15 protein-coding genes are annotated in these 15,551 nt (G+C 55.6%); 3 read left to right on the plus strand and 12 right to left on the minus strand.

Features of this window, described 5'->3' with window-relative positions:
* The 7 genes from LAP85_19395 to LAP85_19425 form a co-directional block, all read right to left on the minus strand.
* A partial coding sequence (locus tag LAP85_19395; protein ID MBZ5498566.1) for a hypothetical protein occupies positions 1–298 on the minus strand: 298 nt, incomplete at its 3' end.
* A 27-nt stretch (positions 299–325) separates the two neighbouring features.
* Positions 326–634, minus strand: coding sequence for a helix-turn-helix domain-containing protein (locus tag LAP85_19400; protein MBZ5498567.1), 309 nt, complete (start codon positions 632–634; stop codon positions 326–328).
* 420 nt (positions 635–1,054) lie between these two features.
* Positions 1,055–2,707 carry a hypothetical protein gene (locus tag LAP85_19405; GenBank protein ID MBZ5498568.1) on the minus strand — a complete coding sequence of 551 codons (1,653 nt, stop codon included), beginning with the start codon at positions 2,705–2,707 and terminating at the stop codon, positions 1,055–1,057.
* A 272-nt stretch (positions 2,708–2,979) separates the two neighbouring features.
* Complete coding sequence (locus LAP85_19410) at positions 2,980–3,168, minus strand: hypothetical protein (protein MBZ5498569.1); 189 nt, start codon at positions 3,166–3,168, stop codon at positions 2,980–2,982.
* Positions 3,169–3,296: 128 nt separating this feature from the next.
* Positions 3,297–4,604, minus strand: coding sequence for a hypothetical protein (locus tag LAP85_19415; protein ID MBZ5498570.1), 1,308 nt, complete (start codon positions 4,602–4,604; stop codon positions 3,297–3,299).
* Between the two features lie 119 nt (positions 4,605–4,723).
* Positions 4,724–5,557 (minus strand): IS1 family transposase, encoded by an 834-nt coding sequence (locus LAP85_19420; GenBank protein ID MBZ5498571.1) that lies wholly within the window; start codon positions 5,555–5,557, stop codon positions 4,724–4,726.
* A 332-nt stretch (positions 5,558–5,889) separates the two neighbouring features.
* The gene (locus tag LAP85_19425) at positions 5,890–6,645 is read right to left on the minus strand and encodes a hypothetical protein (protein MBZ5498572.1); all 756 of its coding nucleotides are present in this window, start codon (positions 6,643–6,645) and stop codon (positions 5,890–5,892) included.
* Between the two features lie 292 nt (positions 6,646–6,937).
* Between LAP85_19425 and LAP85_19430 the strand changes: the two genes are divergently transcribed.
* Positions 6,938–7,537, plus strand: a complete 600-nt coding sequence (locus tag LAP85_19430) for an NYN domain-containing protein (GenBank protein ID MBZ5498573.1) — start codon at positions 6,938–6,940, stop codon at positions 7,535–7,537.
* A 6-nt stretch (positions 7,538–7,543) separates the two neighbouring features.
* On the opposite strand, the gene LAP85_19435 is transcribed toward LAP85_19430, so the two are convergent.
* Entirely contained in the window at positions 7,544–7,792 is a 249-nt protein-coding gene (locus tag LAP85_19435) for a hypothetical protein (GenBank protein MBZ5498574.1), read from the minus strand.
* A gap of 98 nt (positions 7,793–7,890) precedes the next feature.
* Here LAP85_19435 and LAP85_19440 point away from each other — a divergent pair, with 98 nt between their 5' ends.
* Positions 7,891–8,445 (plus strand): SocA family protein, encoded by a 555-nt coding sequence (locus LAP85_19440; protein ID MBZ5498575.1) that lies wholly within the window; start codon positions 7,891–7,893, stop codon positions 8,443–8,445.
* Positions 8,446–8,856: 411 nt separating this feature from the next.
* Here the strand turns inward: LAP85_19440 and LAP85_19445 are convergent, their stop codons facing one another.
* Entirely contained in the window at positions 8,857–9,123 is a 267-nt protein-coding gene (locus LAP85_19445) for a hypothetical protein (GenBank protein MBZ5498576.1), read from the minus strand.
* Between the two features lie 109 nt (positions 9,124–9,232).
* Here LAP85_19445 and LAP85_19450 point away from each other — a divergent pair, with 109 nt between their 5' ends.
* Positions 9,233–9,838 (plus strand): pirin family protein, encoded by a 606-nt coding sequence (locus LAP85_19450; protein MBZ5498577.1) that lies wholly within the window; start codon positions 9,233–9,235, stop codon positions 9,836–9,838.
* Between the two features lie 115 nt (positions 9,839–9,953).
* On the opposite strand, the gene LAP85_19455 is transcribed toward LAP85_19450, so the two are convergent.
* The 3 genes from LAP85_19455 to lsrF form a co-directional block, all read right to left on the minus strand.
* On the minus strand, positions 9,954–12,296 hold the full coding sequence (locus LAP85_19455) for a hypothetical protein (protein ID MBZ5498578.1): 2,343 nt from the start codon (positions 12,294–12,296) through the stop codon (positions 9,954–9,956).
* Between the two features lie 90 nt (positions 12,297–12,386).
* Positions 12,387–14,495: a bifunctional aldolase/short-chain dehydrogenase gene (locus tag LAP85_19460; protein MBZ5498579.1), complete on the minus strand. Its 2,109-nt coding sequence runs from the start codon at positions 14,493–14,495 to the stop codon at positions 12,387–12,389.
* Positions 14,496–14,509: 14 nt separating this feature from the next.
* Positions 14,510–15,394, minus strand: a complete 885-nt coding sequence (gene lsrF / locus LAP85_19465) for a 3-hydroxy-5-phosphonooxypentane-2,4-dione thiolase (protein ID MBZ5498580.1) — start codon at positions 15,392–15,394, stop codon at positions 14,510–14,512.
* Positions 15,395–15,551: the final 157 nt, after the last annotated feature.

The following is a 15,551-nucleotide window of genomic DNA, read 5'->3' on the forward strand; positions in this document are numbered from 1 at the left end:
CCCGCTCGCATCGGCGAAGGCGGATTTCAATTAAGCTGATCCGGCGAATGAGGACCTTCTGAGCCGTGGATACATCACCACCCAGGTCCGCTATAAGGTCGTTCTCCAAGTGGTCGCGCTCCCTTTCCTCCTCGGGACTCAGGCGAGGAGAGTAGGCGCCGTGCCTGAGACCCTTCTGGTTCCCGGGCGGACCACCGGCGCCGAACCTGCCTTTGGGCTTTGAAGGAGGAATTTCGTCCTCTTTCTGCTCCCCAGGCGCACCCGCTGGTTTGTCCCTGCTTTCATCATCTTGTGTCATAAGCATTTACCTGTTGTGACCCACGAATTAGGTATTCTTTTCCTCTGCCAAAGCCCGCTTTTTCGCCGCCTGGAGCAACCCACGAAGACCGCCAACCGGCGCCGGTGTTGCTTCCCTGGTTTCAGCGTGACGCTCCATGAACTTGTCGAGGATAGAGCGCCGGAAGTACAGCATTCCGCCAACGCGATACCGTTCGATTTCGCGGAGACCCTCCAGCTTCCGGGGAGACATGCCGAGGTACTTCGCCGCTGAGCGCTTCGGCAGGTAGGCATCTCCCATCAGGAGCGCGACCACCTCCTCGACATGAATCAGTTTCCCGGATAGTTCAGGGCTCATGGTTCCTCAACCATTCAGGCGCCGGTCCTGCGTTTGTCTCTACCAGTCCAACCATCACGTGATAGTGGACACTTTCTTTCTCTGGACACTGGACAGTCCCCCTCTAAAGAGGGGGGGACTTGTCCACTGATGTTATTGGACAAGCCTGTGGACACTCTGTCCACGCTTGTATCTACTTGAGATGTCAACACTTCACTTACCTTTATAATTCCTGTGTGGACACCATGTGGACACTCTGTCCAATGGACACTTTTTCGAAGAGTGTCCACTGGCACAGTTCTCAGCCAGCAACTTGTTGAAGCAACGCAACTTTCCCCCATTCCGGTAGGGTAGTTATCCGGCCATTTCTCTTGTCCAGTGGACACTTTTTCGAAGAGTGTCCACAAAGTGTCCACAGCCGGGAAAGTTTCCCTGATCGAATTAGCCAACTCGTTGTAACAGAGCAACTTTGCCACCTTCCAACAAGGTAAATGAGCGGTTATGCCTCTGGACGGTCTTGTAGATGGTGTCCTTCTTGACGTCCATCGCTTCCGCCACGTCGTCCACCAGTAGGGCGCCGCCGCGCAACAGGTGAGCCATCCGCTCGCGGATCGTCATCTTGTCTGCCAAGTCGGGGGTGTCGGCGGGATTCTCTCTGGTGAAATAAGTGCGGTCGGAAGTGAACTCGATTTTGAACCCGATTGGTGGAAGGAGACGCCCCAGGTTCGCCTTGCGATTGAAGAAGCCAACGGATAGCGTCTGGCCGTCGAGTAATGCATCGGCAAGCTTGACGTAGTAGGTGCACCGAGCACCGTTGTGCCAGAAGACGGACCCGAAGGGTTTTTGATCGGCTCCATCGGCTTTGCTGACGTGGGCGATATGAAGCGAGCCCACGCCAATCTGACGGACGGCCCGGAAGTACCTGCCGGCTACCTCTGCGGCTTCCGGAGGTCCATCACAGGCAAAGGCAATGGAATCATACAGGGCGTAATCGATATGCTCATCACGAACGATACGCCGCAGCCGGTCAGCTTCGTAAACCAGGGGCCGCTCACAGCGCGCGTAAGAGATCCTCGGCATTGCCTTGCCGAAGAGACGTTCGAGACGATCGCGGTGATCCTCGCCTGCCAACTCCCAGTCGAAAAATGCAACCGAAAGACCCTGCTGCACCAGGCGGCCGGCCGTATACAACCCGTGATACGATTTGGCTGCGCCTCCGTCACCAAATTCAATGGTCGGATGCCGGCGCGGCAGGACCAGGCCGTCAACGCTGATTGCATCGTCCGCGTTTGGTCTTTCCAATTCGCGCAAGTCAACCGCCGGCTGCCCGGCGCGTTCCGCTCCCAAAACACGCTGGCACAGTTCTTCGAGGTATCCCGACCAGTCCAATTCCTTCGTGTTGGATCGATCTGTCAGCAACTTGGCGCGCTCCGAACGGGCTCGGGCTGAAGACAGATTGAAGTCAGCGACGGACACAACGCCGTCATAGGTTCGCACTCCAGGCAGCTTGCAGCGAACGCACAACTCCCCGATTAGTTCGTTATGCTCGCGTCGCAGCCGATCCGCGTCAAAAACGATTCCGAGTTGCGGCAGGCTGAGGGTGTATCGATCTTCTGCGAGCTGTTCGAATTTGTGCGCCTGGGGCTCGGGCGAGATGCGTTGAATTTTCTGCAGGTCGCAGATTAGCTTTTCTCTCGCCGCATCCGGATCAGATCCGTTATCGGCTGCCTTCGCCAGCGCCGCTTTAATGACTTCCCGGGTCTTTCGCGCATCCGCGACTTTCCGGACCGTCTCGGCATACGCCGCCGCGTTCGCGCCGCATCCGCCACTGTCGGTCAGACTGCAGACATACGCGGCCCCGCCGGCCTTGTCGAGTTCGCCCGCCGCGCTGAGTGCCGCAACAACCGTTCCGGGATCAACGACACCCTCAGCCTCGAAAAGGTTGAGAGCGGTACGAAAAATGATGCCATGCGCTTGTGAGAGATCTTCAGGTTCGATGATCGAAGCGGCTTTCTCCAGGCAGTCAGGCTCGCGCAGAATAGCGCAGAGCCGCGTCCGTTCCGCTTCGGAATTGAAGGGCTGGGCCGTGCTCATGCGCGCTCCATTCTGCAGCACTTCAGCTGTTGGACGAGCTCAGCTTTTTCCACAAAGAGGCGGCTGGCTTCTCTCTTATCCCCTCGGCGCTCCGCGCGTTTTATTGCGCGCGTGAGAGCGTGCCCGATTACCTGTAAGTGTTCAAAATTCCCAGGCCCTTGACTCCAAGATATTGCTCGCTGTATCTTCATGTTGCTGCCCGTTTAGATTTCGAGCCCTACCGTTTCCCGCGGTTGGGCTCTTTTGTTATGCGTAGGCCTCCCCCTTGGGGCTCATGCACGGACCCCCTCCTGCTGCTCGGCAGTCCGGCGTGGCAACGGCTGATGCTCGGGCCATTCGCCGGGGTGCATCCGCAGAATCAGCCGCTCCAGGAAAAATTTGAGAAACTGGGGATCGCGCGTAGTCAGGATTGCGCGATCCTTCCCACCTTTCCGGCTCTCGACCAGTGCTATGTAAATCATTTCCCTCACTCTCCTTTACCCTGTAGGTGAGCGGTGTGACAGTTTTCGAGGGTTTGGAAAGCCGGTGTCAGGCGTAATTGCTTGGAAGGTTTGGAGTAAAAATTTTTTCGGGAAATTTGCGGATGAAGCTACTTTTTGGACTTGCCTCTGATGCGGGAGAGTATCTTGCGTTCATTGGCGGGATTGATCTGCATGGGCCCCTGGGCGGCCTTGCGGGCTTCTTCAAATGACAAACCTGGATCATTCCACAAGGTGTTCCACAGCCTCAGGATATATCGTCTCTCTTGCAAGGGCAGGAGGTCGATCTTTTCCGCTAGAATCTTTTTTTCGTCGGTATCCGTCACAGCCTCGATAAACGGAAACCCCATTCGGTAGCCGCCGGAACCGCCTTCAAGGGCATCATCTGCGGATTCGGGATTGATATAATCCTCGAAGGGCTCGGCCTCGATCTTCTTCTGGCCCTCTTTTCTACAATTCAATCGTAGATCTTCCAAATGAATCAGCGTGGCATCCTCGCCGTTGTAGCTCCAGCCCGCGAGGTCTAAAACGTCTTTGGCAAAATCTTGCTGAGTTTTGTCTTTGAGCCATTCCCAGTACTCGATCAAGGGAAGCGCTGACGGGGCAACAAGGGCCTTTCTACCATCTGCCGTCTTGAGATATCTCGTCCTATTAATCCGTCTCTGAGCCGGTGTCGCTTCTTTGTCGCGCTGACTGTATAGGGACGCCAACAAAAGTTGCCGCGCTTGTGCTTTGTTGAGTTCTCCTTCTGCCATCATTCGCCGAAACGCGGCGCTGGCTTCCGGGTTCTCAAGCTTCAAAGGGATTCTTGCTACCAGCCGTCTCGCTGCTGTCAGCCTCCAGGCATCGGGCGGGGTTTGGATTCCTTCATACGATCCGACTACGTGACGGAAAACGTACCTCGCTGCGATGGGTCTGGGTATGCCCCTGAAGATTTGCATTTCCTGATACAGGCGGAGACGGTCCAGTGTGAGTCGGCTTATCGGAAGGATGTCGAACAGCTGTAAGTCAGGAATTAAAAACTGTGCTTCCAGCATGCCCACCAACAAAAGCGTCATCAAGACCGGGTGGCACCAGCAGTCATCGAAATAAGATCGGACTGGATAAATCACCTCCTTGGGGTCTGCGCGGTGCTTGTCAGGCTTCCATGCCTCTGTTTCCGCAATTTCAATCTCTACCGGTTCGAAAATCTTGATGATCTGAAACAAGTCCTCCATCCGATAAATCGCTCTAATTCCGCGCTGCTCGCGTGCATAGAGATACAGTTTTGAAAACTCTTCCGCGGTCTTAATCCATTTGGCGTTCTCAATCAGCCATTCATAGGGGAGCGGGTCAAAACTGTCCGGGAAAGAAATGCCAACCGCACCTTCCGGCGAATTGTCCTCGTGTTGGTTATCTCGCCGCTTCTTGCGGTCCATGCGTCGCCTCCGTCGCGACTCCGAAGGGGATGCCCGGCAGGCGGCTCGGAATGCCGCCGTTCGCCTGCGCTGGCTAGCCGGGCACAGCCTATTCTATCACTGAAAGATTGGGTAGTGGGTCATTTTGATTTTTGCTCAGTCAAAAGCGCGATGTCACGGACCGTCAAAGAACTGCCGATCAGTCCCGCTTCCATCGCAGGCGTGACCCTGAGCGTCTGATGGATTCGCACGAAATTGTAATAGAAGAAATGCAGGCTGATCGCGTGCATCAGGTTCTCGACCTTCTTGGAAAAGGCATTTGTCAGTCGCGTAAATCGGCGCATGTTCATGCGCATGGTTAGGTTTTGCCGCTCCACATAGCTTGTGGAAATGTGCTTCTGATCTGGATTGCCGGTGATCGCGGTTGCCCTGGTTCCGATGCATACGGCGGGACTATAGCGCGTTTCTTCCTGAACCGTTCCATAAAGCTTCACAAGCATGGCGTAGTCGATGTCGGCACCAAAAGCATCCTCAACGGCATCCAGATAAACCTTGTGGCCATCTGTGGTGAGCTGGATACGATTGCGTAGCCTTTCAGCAAGGTCATGGATGAAAGCATAGGCGCTCTGCGCGTTGCGATTGGCGACGTTCCAAGAGACACAAAGCTTGCTGTCAGCATCGATAGCCGTCCAGGTCCAGACATCGCCCCACCCAAAAACGCCCTTGGCGTACTCTGGCACGTTCTTTTCCTTGGCTCGGCAGAAGGACCAAATCTCATCGCATTGCACGCGTTGGGAGCGCACATCGCGCACCTTGCGGTCATGGAAATCAAGGCATGCTGCGCCGACTTCGGCCAGGAGCTTCAGGACTGCGCCCTTGCTGTGGCCTGTCATGCGGCAGGTTGCGCGGATGGAATTGCCTTCTACCAAGGCCGAAATGATCTGTGTTTTTTCGTCTACACTTAGTTTGTTCATGGTGATATTATGCTTGACCGCTCAAGCATTGTCAACATAAATCGACATGCGGGGATTGATTTTTTTCAATTCTTTAGCCGATAATACCTAGAGTCTTGGAGCGGGCGGTCGGACTCGAACCGGCAATGTCGGGATGGAAAGCCACGCGTTTTGCCTGTTAAACTACGCCCGCAAAAGGGGATAGGTTGATCGATACCTATCCCCAACTCGTTTAGACTCAAGATTTAGCTTGACAATGGTGGCGGGCGTGCTAGAATGCACACGAAGCCATATAAGTTCGCCAAGAACATTTGGTTTCACCCGGGCCGTGTTTCAGCACGGCCTTTTGCTTTTTAGCTCTTCTTGCTTTCCCTACGTTTTACGTATAATTCTAAAATCCCATTTAAATAATCAAGATCTTCACGGTCAAACTCCAGGGGTACCATTACCGATCTTGTTCCATCTAGAATAACCGGAAAGCTATCAACGAGATACGGCATAGCCTTCGGTACAACGTGAGATGCTAATGGGCCGATAGCGTTAGGACTATCGACGGGGGGAGTATCAGACTCTCTTGGCAATGGCATTTGGACCCCTCCATTCAAACTGGAAGAGGGCATCTGAAGTACTCGAATCTTGCCGCCTTCGTCTTTCAGAATCCCGGCCATCCTTCCAGATTGCTTGAAGGATTCTACCCATTTTTCTCGATGTTCGGAAGAGATTTTATAGTCCCGTTGCAATGTATTCGCAAAAAACGTGTCCTCGGGCAGATAGCCTCCACGGTACTTTTCGTGTAGCGCCCTGTAGAGTGGAATTGCATTGAAGGCGGTAAGGACCATCTCGCGATGTTCTTCGTCGGACGAAGGCGCAACAATGGCCTGGCCGGAAGCGGTTAGAGTGACAGATCTCTTGTCTGTGCGAATTAGTCCGAAGCCTCTCATAGCAACGAGTTTCATCTGAAATCCGCTACTTTTGACAGTCGTACCCATAGAGGAAGCAAGATCATCTGGATGAATAGATCCTCCAGACTTATCGTAAATGAGCTTTGCCAGAGCGATGGCATCTTTTAAGTCTATGGTCGGAGGAGCACTACTCGCCGTTCTGGGCATATCAGTTTGGCCTCCACGTAAGGGCATTATGAAGAGTTATTCTGTGAGTGTCAAGAATAGACTGAATAAAAATGTGAGCGAGTTATTCTGCGATGACCGTTTTATAGAAAAAAATCCTGCTTGACGCGGGGGTTCGATCCGATGAGAATAATGTCATTGAAGCCCATCAACGGGACTCTTCTCTGCATGGGAAGAGGAAATGCCTGTTGATTATTGAATCCCCAGGGGGTGCGCTAATTCCAGCGATACCCCCTGTATTTTTTATGGCCCCTCGTTCGGCGACTGGGTTCTTATGCGCATAAGAGTTTTTGTCGACTACTGGAATTTCCAGCTCTCCCTAAACCACAAAGACGCCGATGGCCGATTTAAGGTTGATTGGAGAGGGCTAGGTCCTTGGCTAGCCAAAAAGGCCGCAGAAGTCGTTGGATGCCCTAGCTACACCTTCGATGGCGTTATTATCTATGCCTCTTACAACCAGCAAACTGACGAAGGACGGAAGTTTAACAATTGGGCAACAACCTGGTTGGATCGTCAGCCAGGGATCAATGTCAGATGTTTGGTTAGAAAACCAAAATCCCTTCCTAGATGTCCGAGTTGTTATAAGGAGATAGCCGATTGTCCTCACTGCAACGTTAGCATTGCTGCCACGGTCGAGAAGGGTGTCGATACTTTAATCGCAACCGATCTAATTCGTCTGGCTTGGGAAAACGCCTACGACATCGCGGTGATAGCCTCCTCTGATAGTGATTTGGTGCCAGCAGTGGAGTTTATCGTGCAGAAGGGGTTAAAAATAGTACAAGCTGGATTCCCTCCCATTGGCGTAGACCTTGCAACGGCAAGTTGGGCGTCGTTTGATGTTGGACGAATCAGAGATGAAATAAAGAGACCGTAGACTGATTTACGTCTTTTTTCTGGCTTCTTTCCATCTTGCTTCTGCCGCCTTCTTAGCGATCTCTTTCCGCTTCCTGGCAGATAGCTTTGCAGCCCTAGCCTTCCCGCCCTTCAGCCCTCCTAGGCGGCCCAAGGCAACGGCAGCAGGATTCTTGCCAGTCTCTTCCGGCGCGGGTTTGACTTCTTCGGTCGCATCCTTGACGATGGATGCGGCCATGCGGTTGATGTCGATGGACCTTCTTGAGCGCTTTAGCATGCTCCAAGTGTCACGCCGAAAAAGGAAAAAATCAAGGACAACTTTTTAAAACTTAAAAAAACTCATTGCAAGGCGTCGATTTGCCGTAAAATAAGGCGATGAGACTTCCATTCAATGAGGCAAAATTGACGCAGGCTGCGGCCCGTTTGCTGAAGCTTAATCAGGGAAAAATGAACTATATGTCTCTGATAAAAATCCTCTATCTTGTTGACCGCACAGCATTATTGACTTGGGGACGGCCCGTCACCACCGATTGTTACGTTTCCATGGACAAGGGGCCAGTTCTGAGCAAAACCCTCGATCTCATAAACGAAAAAAGGGAACCAGGCACAGATAGTTTTTGGGCAAGACACGTATCCGCACCAAGGAATTATTCTATAATGCTCTTGAGGAATCCTGGTACAAGCGAACTGTCAAGAGCAGAAGAAGGCCTCATCCAAGCAGTTTTCATGGAGCATCAATCGAAGACTCCATGGGACTTGGTTAAATTCGTTCACAGCCTGCCAGAATGGCAAGATCCAGAGGGTAGTGCTATTCCTATTACCTATGCTGAGATCCTAAGAGCGGGAAAAAAGACAGATTCTCAAGTCTTGGAGATTAAAGAGGAATTGGATTCTCTCTCCGCCCTTCACGACATTATTTGCTCTCATTGAAGATTCGATGCTTAAATGTGGCGACACCATTGAAATGACGGGGTCGACACTAAGCCTTCTCCATTTGTGGATCATCATCACAGATCCTTCCCAAGATAACGGAACTGCCGTTATGGTCACCATTACAACGCGCCGAACGCATTCCGATACGACAGTTATTTTGAAGCCTAGCGATCACCCCTACATCAAGCACGATTCTGTGGTCATGTACGCCGACGCTCAGATTCTTGACACGAAGATTATTGAAAGAGAAATCCACGACAGAAACCCGAATGTTAAGGCCCATTACTGTTGCTCAAATGTCCTCATGAAAAAGATCAAAAAAGGCCTGCTGGATTCACCGAACACACCTAACAAGGTTTTGACCTATTGCAAAAACTCCTGGAACCTTTCTGACACAGACCCATAAAGTCAAATCTTCTTTTCTGCTTGACCGCTCATTTTCCAAAATGACCCACTACCAAAGATTGCCCGCACGGTGACGACAAGAAACCCGATCCCAAGAGCGAGCCAGAAAGCGACAGCCATACCAGTGATGTGTTTCTCGAAGAGCCTCTGCCTCCTGTCGATCATTCCCACCACCAGCAGCACAAGCATGGTGACGCAGAAAAATAACACTCCCGCGTCTGAAAGAACGTGCTTCGCAACCATCCAAAGGCCTTCAGCGATGTGTTGCATGTCTGCTCCTTTCGGGTGCGTCCAGGGTGCAGGGTGCGTTCTATTTTGCCGGAAAACGCCCGCACCCTGCGCTAATAAGTCCTGTAAATTCAATGCCTGCAACGCCCGGATGGAACTGCTTAATCCCGGGTCGGTCCAGTGGATGACCGCCGGCAGGGGGATTATTCACAGTGAGATGCCTGAAATCAGTGACGGTTCGGTTTGGGGGTATCAGCTGTGGATCAACCTGCCCTCGAGGCTGAAAATGATCGAACCGCACTATCAGGACATCCCGGCTTCACGCATCCCCGTCATTGAGTGGCAGGGAGCGCGAGTGAAGGTGATTGCGGGCGATTTCCATGGCAGCAACGGGCCCGCCCAGTCCCGCTTCCCGGTGCTCTACTTCGATGTCGATCTTTCACGGGACCACACCTTTTCGCATCCAGTTCCGCAGGAGATGAACTGCTTCTGCTATTTGTACGAAGGGGCAATCACTCTGGGTCCGGAAGAACAGCCTCGCGACGTGGGTGCCGATTCGGCAGCGGGCCGCATGATTGTTCTGGGAGATGGTGATTCATTGCTGATCAGGGCAACATCGGAGAAAGCCGGCTTCCTGCTCGTCGCCGGCAACCGCATCGGTGAACCGGTAGCCAGGGCTGGGCCCTTCGTGATGAACACCCGGGAGGAACTATATCGGGCCTTCGAAGATTATCGAAGCGGACGCCTGGCTACTTGAGAATTACGGGGTCGGATCTGCGAGAGTCAAAATCCGCCGGGAGTTTTTGACTTTTGCATATCCGACCCCCATTTATGTGGAGGCGAGCGCAATACCGATTTCCGGGATTTTGGCTTCAGCGGAAGGCTTGGGGAGGAATCGCCGAGAGCGCTGAGTTGTTGTGCGTACCAAACAGGGCAAAACTCGCGATCGGCTGGTCGGCCTTGACCTTGATGTATCCGGAGGTCAGGTTGAGCCCCTTTAAATCGGGAAGATTGCTTAACACCAAGGTCTTCGAGCGGTTCCCCGCAAGGGCGTCTGTATTGGCGGCAAGCCTTACTCCCTGGCTGTCGTAGACTTCCACGGTGATGCCGACCTGCGTGTCGGCAGGATTGAGGATTGCGATCCCGGTGTAGTAGGTGGCGTCGGAGGTGAACTGGCTGAAGACCACCTCATCCTGAAGTTTCGAGATCAGCGGGAGTGCCGTGGCACAGCTCTGCTGCGCGTCGCCGAAGGAAACGCCACCCGCCAGCCTGACGCCGCTGCTGGATATCCTGACATAACCTTCGCGCAGGCCGGCATCCGGATCGACGAAAAAATTCTGGGCGTCGATGTACAGTTTTCCATGGGGCACGATGGATTGCACGCGCGCAATCGAATTCCCGGCCGTGTCGGTAAACTCAAATTTTATCGTGCCCGGCTGATTGTCCAGATTGACGACCGAGAGTGTCGATCGCCAGTTGCCGCCCACGGCATACTGCGGGGCGTAGAGTATCGGGGCTCCGCTTCCGGCATCCTGGCCCCCCATTGCCTTCAGATAGCGCCCTGCGCCTCCCCAAAGGAGCAGCGGAACCACCGGATGGTCTGCAGTGGCTCGCAGATAATCTCCGTCTCTCATGCCGGCCGGAAAGAGACTGGTCAGGGGCTCGATCAGGGCCCCGCTCCCCTGGAGGATTCGAATCGCAGCGGGAGCGCGTGCGATTCCGCCTGAATCGATAAGCTCGAACCTGACTATGTTGCCATCGTTGCCGGCATTGGCGACCTGGATCATCGCAAAACCCGCACTGTCGGCAATGTCGGGCAGGATGAATGAACTGGTGCCGAGCAGGACCGCATTCGCGCCGTCAAAGACAGACAGGGCATCATCGAAAATCAGAAAAAAGCCGGATATGTTGGGGCCGGTACTGTCGACCCGAAACCAGCCCACTCGATCCTCCGTCGCGATCTGATCGCCGAAGATCTGAAAATCCAGCCGCGGGAGCTGGGCTCGGGCTGGCAGCGGCAGCAGTTTCGGGTTTTCTATGCCCGGGCCGTTGATCAGGTTGCCGGTTTTGTCCAAGGCTGTAAATGTCAGGGTCTCGTCGACGGCATCGAGATTTGTTACTGCGACTCCCGTAAAGACTCTGCTGCCGGGAGCCATGGTGCTTCGATCCCTGTCGACGAGCGCCGGAAACAGCAGAAATGATGCGATCTTCTCGTCCCTGAGGAACCATGGTTTCGCAGTGCTGTCGCTCTTGAGGAAGTCGAGCAGCAACCGTGCGACCTTCTCGCGCGCCCCGGGTGAGGCTGGATGAGTGCCGTCACTGGAAGAGAGGTCCGAGCACTTGTAGATCAGGCCGTCGCGACGGGCATTCAGGCCGTCGGCCCACAAATAGGGTCCCCATGCGAGCCAGGGCGACTTGACGGGGCCGGCCTCCGCATTGAAGTTCAGCGCTGCCGATCCATTGATTTGATCCTCGATCAGCCATTTAACCGCGAACCCGGATTGATAGGCGTAAGGCTCAGGATTGAGCGCGGTCGAGGCATATCCTGCGTAGATGCGGCTGGACCAGTAGGCGAGCCGGATATTGGGGAAATGCGCTGTCAGGATTTGCGAAATAGTGACAAATTCATTTTTCAAAGCGAGCGCATCACCGGGGAAAGATCCTGTCGGCTGTGCATCCGCTTCCTTCACCCAGGCTGCCTGGACCTGAGCTGCAGTCACACCGGCCGCCCCCAGGCGCGCGTCGACGGTAGCCCAGTATTTCTGTCCATTCGGATTTGTGAGATCTGAAATAATGCGCGCGGTCATCCCGCCCTGAGCGCCGTCCACAATCACCAGCTTGGGATTCTTGACTGGATCTGCATCGGCCATGGGTTTAAAAGTGGAAAACTCCATGGTGGTGTTGGACATGCCGACAGAGATCAAAACGATCTTGCCCTGGGTGTCATCGGGCAGTCCACGGGCATCGAGCGGGCGGAGCGCGCGTGCGGCGGCAAGCCCCGCCGCCTCATGGGCGGCCGGACGCATGTTGCTTCCTCCCGGATAGAGTCCGCCCTGTTTTCCCTGATAATAGCCGGCTCCGAGATCGGTGAGCGGGATCAGGCCTACGGATGTCCTGGTGCAGTCCGACGGATTCGCTCGAACGGCAAACACGGCCAGGCTCAAACAAAGACCGGCTGAAAGTGCGGATAGGCGCGTCTGTTTCATGGTATTCATCGCCCGCCCCCTAGCCTCAATTGAGTTACATTACCGGCGCACAAAATGAAGGCGGCAGCCAGCCGCGCACTCCACGGCCGGAGCATCCCGCTACCGCGGGGTTGCATCGGGGAGGCCGCCATCGACGGGTATCGTGGCCCCGGTTGAAGGTGTCTGGCGTGTAGCAAAGAACAAAACGGCGTTGGCCACGTGCCGCGCGGTGACGCGCGCCTTGAGAATATTGCGGCTGCGGTAATGCTCCTCGAGTTCTTCGGCTTTGAGGCCCTTGGAGCGCATGCGGTCGGGGCCGACTTCCGCCCACAAGCCGGACTTGCGCGTTCCGCTGGAAAAAACGGCGTCGGGCGCGACCATGTTGACGCGCACATCGATGGCGCCGAACTCAAGGCTGGCGATGCGCGCAAGCTGATGTGCCGCGCATTTGGTGGCGCTGTAAGCGCCGAACTTGGCACCGGGCGCGAAGACATTCTTGGTCGAAATAAGAACGATGTCGCCGCCCGTGCCCTGCGTCCGGAAGTGGCGTCCGGCCGCTCGCAGGACCAGGAGTGTGCCCTCCGTGTTGACCCGCTCCAGCCGGCGAAACGCCTCCAAGTCCATCTCCTCGAGCGAGGAGACCAATGCCACACCTGCACTCACCACCACGAGGTCCACGCCGCCCCAGGTGCTGCTGATGACGTCAAACGCCTGTGCCACAGACTGTGGATCGGTCACGTCGAGCGGCACCCCGATGATGTGGGGGCCGAAGGCGGGGCTCAGCTCGTTGGTGAGGGACGTAAGGTTTTCGACTGCAAGGTCCGTGGCTGCCACATTGCACCCCTGTTCGAGGAGCGCCTGGCAGATGCCGGATCCGATCGCGCCTGCGGCACCCGTGACCAGCGCCACATGACGGCCCAGGGGGAGTTCTGGTTCCGCCGTGAGCTTGGCATGCTGAAGGGGGCGGTACTCCATGTGGAACAGGTCGCTCTCATCACTCCCGAGGTAAGTTCCCATGGCGGCGATCTGCGCTTTGACCGACAGCGTATGCTCGGCGATGTCCCGCACGATGCCGGAGGCGTAAACATTCTTGCCTGAGCAGAACGCTCCGATCCCGGGCATGAGGATCAGGCGGGGGAAGGAATCGAGGCGCGTTACCCCCTTGGGCATTTGACTGCTGTGCCGCTCGATGTAGGCATCGTAGGATGCCGCATAATCACGAATCCCCGTCGCAATCTGCTCCCGCAAGTTCTCGATACGGTCGTAATCAGGATGATCGACCCACAAAGGCAGTGCCTTGGTCCGTATCAGGTGATCGGCAGTAAGCGGAGGTGTGAGCGCGAACTCCCGGCCGTGGTCCGAGTCGACGAAGTCGAGCACCGGGCGTGTGATCAGAGGCTGAAGGATGGTGCGCGCGTAGGGCCGGTCCGGATCGCCGCTCGGCAACGCGAGCAGCCCGCGCACGGACGGCGCGATTTCGACATATCGCTTCCTGGCGACGTCGAGCGGTGTGGATACTTGGACCACCAGCGGATGACGCGCATGCCGGGTGAGGTACTCTTCCGCCTTGGTGATGAGGGAAATGGTCGCTTCATAGGACTCGCGCGCCGTGTCGCCCCAGCTCACCAGCCCGTGACACATCCACACCATGGCGTTGCTCTGCGGCTTCGCAGCGAACGCGTCGGCGGCGGCTCGCGCGAGCTTGAAACCCGGGGTGATGTAGTCCAGGATCAACACCTCCGGACCCAAAGCCTCGCGCACCAGGCTCTCTCCTTCCCGCTGGTTGGTGAGGGCTAGAATCGCGTCGGCATGCGTGTGATCGATGAACTTCTTCGGAATAAATGCATGCGCCAGTGTCTCGATCGACGGGGCGGATGCACGCGAGTTGCAGAGGTGGGTTTGGAACTCGTTGCGCATGTCCTCATCGGTGAGATCCGGCAGCGCGCGCAGTCTCTTCAGATGTTCGAGGTCCAGGGCTGTGTAGCCTTCGGGTTCGATGGCGGCCATGTTGATTCCCGAAGCCTTCACGAAAATGATTGAGCGGTTTTCCCCCAGGATGTTGGTAAGCGAGGTTTTTACCGAGTTGTTGCCGCCGCCATGAAGGACTAAACGATCGTCGGCCCCGATCAACGCTCCCAGATAGGTGCGCAGGGCCAGATCCTCGCCCCACCTGGGCCCATAGCGTTCAATATATTCCGCGGCTTTTGTGTCCGACCATCTGCTTTCCATCGAGGCTCTCGATCTTAGCGCTTTTGTTTCTTCAGCGTCTGATAGAGGTCATATGCCTGCTCGGGCTTCATGAGCTCATGGACCACTTTCCGTACCGCCTGAATCATGGCGGCCGGCGCATCCGACTGGAAGATGTTGCGCCCCATATCGACACCCGCCGCTCCCGCGTTGATCGCGTTGCAGGCCATTTTCAGCGCCTCCAATTCGGGCAGCTTCTTGCCGCCCGCCATGACCAGCGGAACCGGGCAGGAGGCGGCGACGGTCTCAAATCCCTCGGCGCAATAGTAAGTCTTTACGAAGTGAGCTCCAAGCTCGGCGCAGATCCGACAGGCAAGGCGCAGATACTTGGCATCACGCGTCAGTTCCTTGCCTATCGCGGTGACGCCCAGGACCGCAACCCCATGGCGATTTCCAAGATCCACCATGCGTGTCAGGTTGTGCACGGTCTGGGTCTCGTATTCCCCGCCTATGTACACCTGCACGGCCACCGCCGAAACATTGAGCCTGACGGCGTCCTCGATGTCGACCGCGAGCTGTTCGTTCGACAGCTCCTTCAGGATGCTGGCTCCGCCCGTCGCCCTTAAGACGATGCCATTCGTATAGGAGGGAGGGATGGTGGAGCGCAGCATGCCGCGCGTAAGCATGAGTGCGTCGGTGTAAGGCAGCAGCGGCACGATGCTGACGTCCACCCGTTCCAAGCCGGTCGTGGGTCCCTGGAAGTAACCATGATCAATGGCCAGCATGACGGTACGAGCCGAGGCAGGGCTGAAAATGCGCGCGAGGCGGTTTTGCATTCCCCAATCGAGTGAGTTTGAGCCCTTGAGAAAAAATGCCTCGCTACGGGCCGGGATGTCGGTGTAAAAGTCTTTCGTGGCGGCAGAGCCGTCCATGTCAGCCATCTTCTCTTTCCTTTCACATACTGCTGCGTGTTAAATGTGCAGGCCGTCGTTCGCGGAGGGCCTTGTCAAAGATAGATTCTTCCGGGCTTGGTTTCAATGGTTTTTGCCTGTCTCCGACCCCAACGGCTCAACGCAGAGGAGGCGGGAGCTGTCAGCC

The sequence above is a fragment of the Terriglobia bacterium genome, assembly GCA_020072565.1.
Lineage (GTDB): Bacteria > Acidobacteriota > UBA6911 > UBA6911 > UBA6911 > JAFNAG01.